Annotated in this window: 5 protein-coding genes; 2 read left to right on the forward strand and 3 right to left on the reverse strand. The window is 41.9% G+C overall.

Annotated elements, in window-relative coordinates:
• Positions 1-482: 482 nt before the first annotated feature.
• From F6K46_RS37885 to F6K46_RS37895, 3 genes are all read right to left on the reverse strand, one after another.
• Entirely contained in the window at positions 483-638 is a 156-nt protein-coding gene (locus tag F6K46_RS37885; protein ID WP_293067817.1) for a hypothetical protein, read from the reverse strand.
• Positions 639-692: 54 nt separating this feature from the next.
• Positions 693-2,246, reverse strand: coding sequence for a mercuric reductase (locus F6K46_RS37890; protein WP_293067814.1), 1,554 nt, complete (start codon positions 2,244-2,246; stop codon positions 693-695).
• A gap of 325 nt (positions 2,247-2,571) precedes the next feature.
• A complete protein-coding gene (locus F6K46_RS37895; RefSeq protein WP_293118005.1) occupies positions 2,572-3,306 on the reverse strand; it encodes a TVP38/TMEM64 family protein in 735 nt (244 codons plus the stop codon).
• A 1,159-nt stretch (positions 3,307-4,465) separates the two neighbouring features.
• On the opposite strand from F6K46_RS37895, the gene F6K46_RS37900 reads away from it, so the two are divergent.
• Positions 4,466-5,152, forward strand: coding sequence for a hypothetical protein (locus F6K46_RS37900; RefSeq protein WP_293067809.1), 687 nt, complete (start codon positions 4,466-4,468; stop codon positions 5,150-5,152).
• A 171-nt stretch (positions 5,153-5,323) separates the two neighbouring features.
• Positions 5,324-5,410, forward strand: an 87-nt coding sequence (locus tag F6K46_RS37905; protein ID WP_293118008.1) for an element excision factor XisH family protein, incomplete at its 3' end; no start/stop codon positions are given.

Raw genomic sequence — 5,410 nt, forward strand, 5'->3', positions numbered from 1 at the left:
CAGAACTGATTGGGGCAGCAGTTCCAGAGCTTCAAAGCTATTTGGGATAGCTGGCGGTTTGATTTCCATGGTTCTACACTACTACTCATCCTTCCCTTTTTGTCAACCCCATCACCTGAATGCTTACGTCGATCCAAACCAGTCATAGTTGAAAACTATCGGAACTCTTATATTTTAACTGGGGAATTTGGATTATAGGATTTATATTTGAGATGTAAACAGATCATTAAACGCTTTAGGGAACATAAAACTCCCGATAGGGTAACAGGAGTAAGGAATAGAGACTATTTTTCCTTAGAAAAAATTAAAATCTAGTTTTACAAATCATTTGTAAACTCTATATAACTACCGTAATCAATCGCTCAAAAAACGGCGTTGCTGAATTGAAGTATGAATGCGCGATCCTCTGGTTTTGGGCAAGCCCCCTAAATCCCCCAACCTTGGGGGACTTTAAGAGTTTTGTTCCCCCCAAAATTGGGGGGCTAGGGGGGCTCAATGATACCCAGAATCAGCAAAACCCAAAAAGCTCTAGGGGTAAGGGTAAAACTCAGAAGTGTTAAAGAGGGAACAGAGTAGGAAGTACGATAAAAGCGATGCAGCCCGGTCTTGGGGGAAACCCCCTCAAATCGGCGCTGCATCACTTAAAACCCTCTTTACTTTTGCCTCTTGCTTTTTGCTTCTTGCCTTTTTCCCTAAGAAAGCTTTGTTAGGAATTCTAAAAATGTTTTAGTTCTTGGTGTTAAGAGAGTGCGGCGATAGGCATCTGCGGCTTTTTTAATTCCTTCTGCTTGAGTTGGATAGGGATGAATTACGCTGGAAAGCTTACTCAAACCAATCTTATGGACAATTGCTGTAGTCACCTCAGAAATCATTTCCCCTGCATGAGTTGCCACAATAGTTGCTCCCAGGATTTGATCTGACCCCTTCTTGTGGTGAATTTTAACAAATCCCTCTTCTTCGCCATCTGCGATCGCTCGGTCTACAGTACTAAACGGAATTTTAATAGTATTAACATTAAACCCTTTGGCTTGAGCTTCATGCTCATACATCCCGACATGGGCAATTTCTGGATCAGTATAAGTTGCCCAAGGCATCACCAAATTACTCAGTTTATATTTACCGAAGCCAAAGGGAGAAAATAGAGTATTCTTAATCACAATCCGTGCTGCTGAATCCGCTGCATGGGTAAACTTCCAGTCCATGCAAATATCACCAGCAGCATAAATTTTGGGATTGGTAGTTTCAAGGTAATCATTCACCTTTACTCCTTTACGCTGGTCATACTCTACCCCGACCAATTCCAAATTTAACCCTTCCACATTGGGCGCACGTCCAGCACCGATCAAAATTTCATCTACTGTGACCGACTCTTCCAAACCAGTGCAGCTATTGAAGTGTAAGGTTTTACCTGCTTCTGTCTTCTCGACCCGGTTCAATTTGGCACCCAGGACTAAACGGATACCTTCTTTTAAAAAGACTTTTTGAACAATATCAGCGGCGTCAGCATCTTCTTTATTTAAAATGTGAGAACCGCGATGGAACAGCACTACTTCACAACCTAAACGGCGGAAAGACTGAGCTAATTCACACCCAATTGGACCGCCACCAATAACAGCTAGTCGATTGGGACGTTCTGTCAGAGAAAATACCGTTTCATTGGTGAGATACCCCGCCTCTTCCATGCCCTCAACTCGGGGTCTTACTGCTCTTGCTCCTGTAGCAATTACCGCTTTCTTAAACTTGAGGGTAGTATCGTTTACTTCAATGGTATCATCACCGGTAAACCGACCATTGCCTAAAAATATATCAATACCATAGGTATCTTTGAAGCGTTTAGCAGAATCGTGATGGCTAATCCCTGCCCGTAGCCGACGCATCCGTTCCATCACTGCGGGAAAGTCTACTTCAATATTATCTGGAACTTTAACCCCAAAGGCTCCCGCATTGCGCATCTCAGCCACTACCCGAGATGACCGAATCAAACATTTGGAGGGGACACAACCTACATTTAAACAATCCCCACCCATCAAATGCCGTTCAATCAACGCCACTTTCAAACCCACACCGATACCTGCTGCACCTGCTGCGGTAACTAATCCAGCTGTACCAGCACCAATAACTACTAAGTCATAACAATCAACAGGTTTTGGATTAACCCAATCCCCTGGATGAACGTAGTTAACCAACCTCTGGTTATACTCGTCCATAGGTGGGACAGTAACTCTTTGGTATTGAGAACTTGACATTTATAATAACTCCTTTGATGGTTCAAAATTAAATTATTTTTTTAGGGAATAGGGAGTAGGGAGTAGGGAATAGGGAGTCGGGAGTCGGGAGTCGGGAGTCGGGAATCGGGGTAAGAAACTTGAATGTATCTCATATGTATTAGAACCGCTATATACCTAAGCTGTCGCTAACAACACAGTCTTAAAATCTCTCGACCTTTAACTTCCTAACCTTTAACCTTTAACTTCCTAACCTTTAACCTTGGCCTTTCGGCCACGCTACGCGAACAACTTCCTAACCTTCAACCTTCAACCTTCAACCTTCAACCTGCTAACCTTCAAGCTCCTAAACTGTCTCCTTGGAGACGCTTTTGTCTAAAGCTTTCTTAGCTACATTAGTGACATAAAGTGTGACCGCAACAGTAGCGATAAAACCAATAATCCGAATTGCCCACTGGACAGTCGGATTGGTGGGTGCGTCACCACCACCGATCATGGCCAGGTCTCCAGCCAGAGAACCGATGTAAACGTACATGACTGTTCCTGGAATCATGCCAATGGAGCCTAAGACGTAGTCTTTTAGCGAAACCCCAGTTAGACCATAGGCATAGTTTAAGAGGTTGAAGGGAAATACAGGAGAGAGTCGAGTCAACAGCACTATTTTGAATCCTTCCTGACCTACTGCTTCATCAATGGCACTAAACTTCTCATTTCCAGCAATTTTTTGTGCAATCCAGTCCCTAGCTAGATAACGCCCAACCAGAAAAGCAGCCGTGGCTCCGATAGTGGCTCCGATGAACACATAGATTGAGCCTAAGACAACACCAAATACTACCCCAGCCCCTAGGGTAAGGATAGACCCAGGCAAAAATGCTACGGCAGCAATGATATAGATTGCGATAAATGCGATCGCTCCGATGGGTCCTAGACTATCAATCCACTGCAAAGCATTGCGCAATATTTCTTGAGGATTGAATCCTCCACTACTAGCGGATTCCTGTGCCAAACTAGGATCAGCATGTACCACCAGTACCATCACCATTGCCAGTAATGTTAATGAAACTAACTTTAAACCCTTCATGACCTTTCGGGGATGAGATTGACTGCTTCTTCTTGTACTTATCATGAGTTGGGACCGTTGCAATTCAACTTGAGACATAGTAATCAAATTATCTAGAGATTCTGGTTATCTTAAATGGCTTGTTTGGGGATGAAATTAACAAAAGTTTATAAGTTGATAGGTAAGCTATCAGCTATCAGCTAATGCGCTACGCGCACGCTACTTGAGGTGCTATCAGCTAATCCCCTACATTGGTTTAATCTCTGTTACCTCAGCTGACGGCTGACTTCTGACGGCTGACCGCTGACCGCTGACGGCTGACGGCTGACCGCTGACGGCTGACGGCAAAGCATTCAGCTATCAGCTAATGCGCTACGCGCACGCTACTTGAGGTGCTATCAGCTTTCTAGAGAGTGGCCAACAAACAATTGCAGTATCAATTGCTTGTTGATGATCATCATACAATAGTTTTGAGGAGCTAAACCTAGTGAAACTAATTGAAATTTAATAAGAATATTTTTGGTTGATTTTAAGCTTAAATTTAGCTGGTACTCAGCAAAAAATCAGGTTTATTAATCTAGCTGATATTAACTCTAATAAATTAGATTAAAGATTAATTTTGTGACAAATTAATAGCAGCTATGAAAACAGTTGTTTTTAAGTTATAGCAAAAATTAACTAGTTCAGCTAAATTAAAGCTAAATTTAAAGTTATGGGGGGTATAAGTCACAATCCTATTAGATACTCATGATAGTCAGGAGTTGCCCAGTAAATCTACATAGCTGTAGCAGTTTTTATTAATGCATCCTAGTAGTTATAGGGTTGGTTGACAAGTTTTGCATAAGAGGATATCTGAAAAGTTTTTTGATACTGAATTTTGCCCCCCTAGCCCCCCAATTCTGGGGGGAACAAGAATCCAATTGGCTGGTAAAAGTCCCCCAAGCTTGGGGGATTTAGGGGGCTTGGATGTAGCAAATGAGACTTCTCAGACAACCTCTAAGTCCTGTAGCTGTGAAAACCTTTCCTTAGCAGGATTATTACAGAAGGATACTAAGGGATTGAGTAAACCAAAAAAAAAAGTTTTTTTTAATAAAATTTAACTCGATTGGATGGCAAAACTAAAAAAATACTGCTATACTTTCCGTAAAAGCTTGATTTACAAGACATGCAACTGACAACCATGAATCTTAAATCTGCTCAAGAAGACCATATTAATTGGATCAAAACTCAGCTAGAACAAACCCAGCGAGAACTTACTGAAGCGGAAGCAAACCTGGTTGAGGTAAAGGCTTTAGTGGAGCAAAAACGGGCAAACGTTGCCTATTATCAGAATAAGCTTGAAGCCGAACTATCCAGCAACGATATTGCAGCGGAAAACGATATTGCAGCGGAAAACGATGATATTGCAGCGGAAATATCGAGGGCTTTCCGGGAACTTGAGGTTAATGCTAATCATTTATCTGAACAAGCTCCCACTGTGAATTCAAGTGGCAATGTCGGTCAAGTAACTTTTGTTGATGAGGAATTAGAAGAGGAATCCTTTGAAGAAAACCAAAGGGAAAACCAAGACGATGAGGAGGGTAACAAGCGCAATCCCAGAGATATGTTATATCCAGAATTTAGAGGTAAAACATTCGGGGAAGCGGTAGAGATTATCTTAGATAAATTCGCGGCTCCGGTTAACCGAAAACAGATTGCCAGCAGACTCTTTGATGCCAAATCTGAGCATGAACAACTCCGTGCTACAAACTCCTTAGCTAACCAATTGCATCAAGGTGTAAAAGAAGGGAGATGGAAGAAAGTGGGACGAGGTCTTTTTGCTTCTAATTCTTTCCAGGAGCAAGTAAGTGATGAAATTAATAACTAAAATTAATAACTAAGAGTTTTAGGTTCAGATCTCTTTTGCCTGGAAAATGCTCTCATATCAGGAGTGATCGAAATCGAAACTGTATTTGACCCAATTAACCCATAAAAAAGCTGATTGCCTTTTTGGTAACCTATATAATAGACGTTTGTTGACACCTGTACCTATTTCCCCATGTCTGCTAAGGATCAATTCCATGATCTAGTTAAGGATGCTCTAATCAATGACGGTTGGATCATTACTCACGATCCTTATCGCATT

This window comes from Moorena sp. SIO3E8 (assembly GCF_010692445.1).
GTDB lineage: Bacteria > Cyanobacteriota > Cyanobacteriia > Cyanobacteriales > Coleofasciculaceae > Moorena > Moorena bouillonii.

Bases quoted from the DNA above. Each gene is read 5' to 3' on its own strand.
- F6K46_RS37885 (WP_293067817.1), bottom strand. From the start codon at position 638: ATGCAGCGCCGATTTGAGGGGGTTTCCCCCAAGACCGGGCTGCATCGC.
- F6K46_RS37890 (WP_293067814.1), bottom strand. From the start codon at position 2,246: ATGTCAAGTTCTCAATACCAAAGAGTTACTGTCCCACCTATGGACGAG.
- F6K46_RS37895 (WP_293118005.1), bottom strand. From the start codon at position 3,306: ATGAAGGGTTTAAAGTTAGTTTCATTAACATTACTGGCAATGGTGATG.
- F6K46_RS37900 (WP_293067809.1), top strand. From the start codon at position 4,466: ATGAATCTTAAATCTGCTCAAGAAGACCATATTAATTGGATCAAAACT.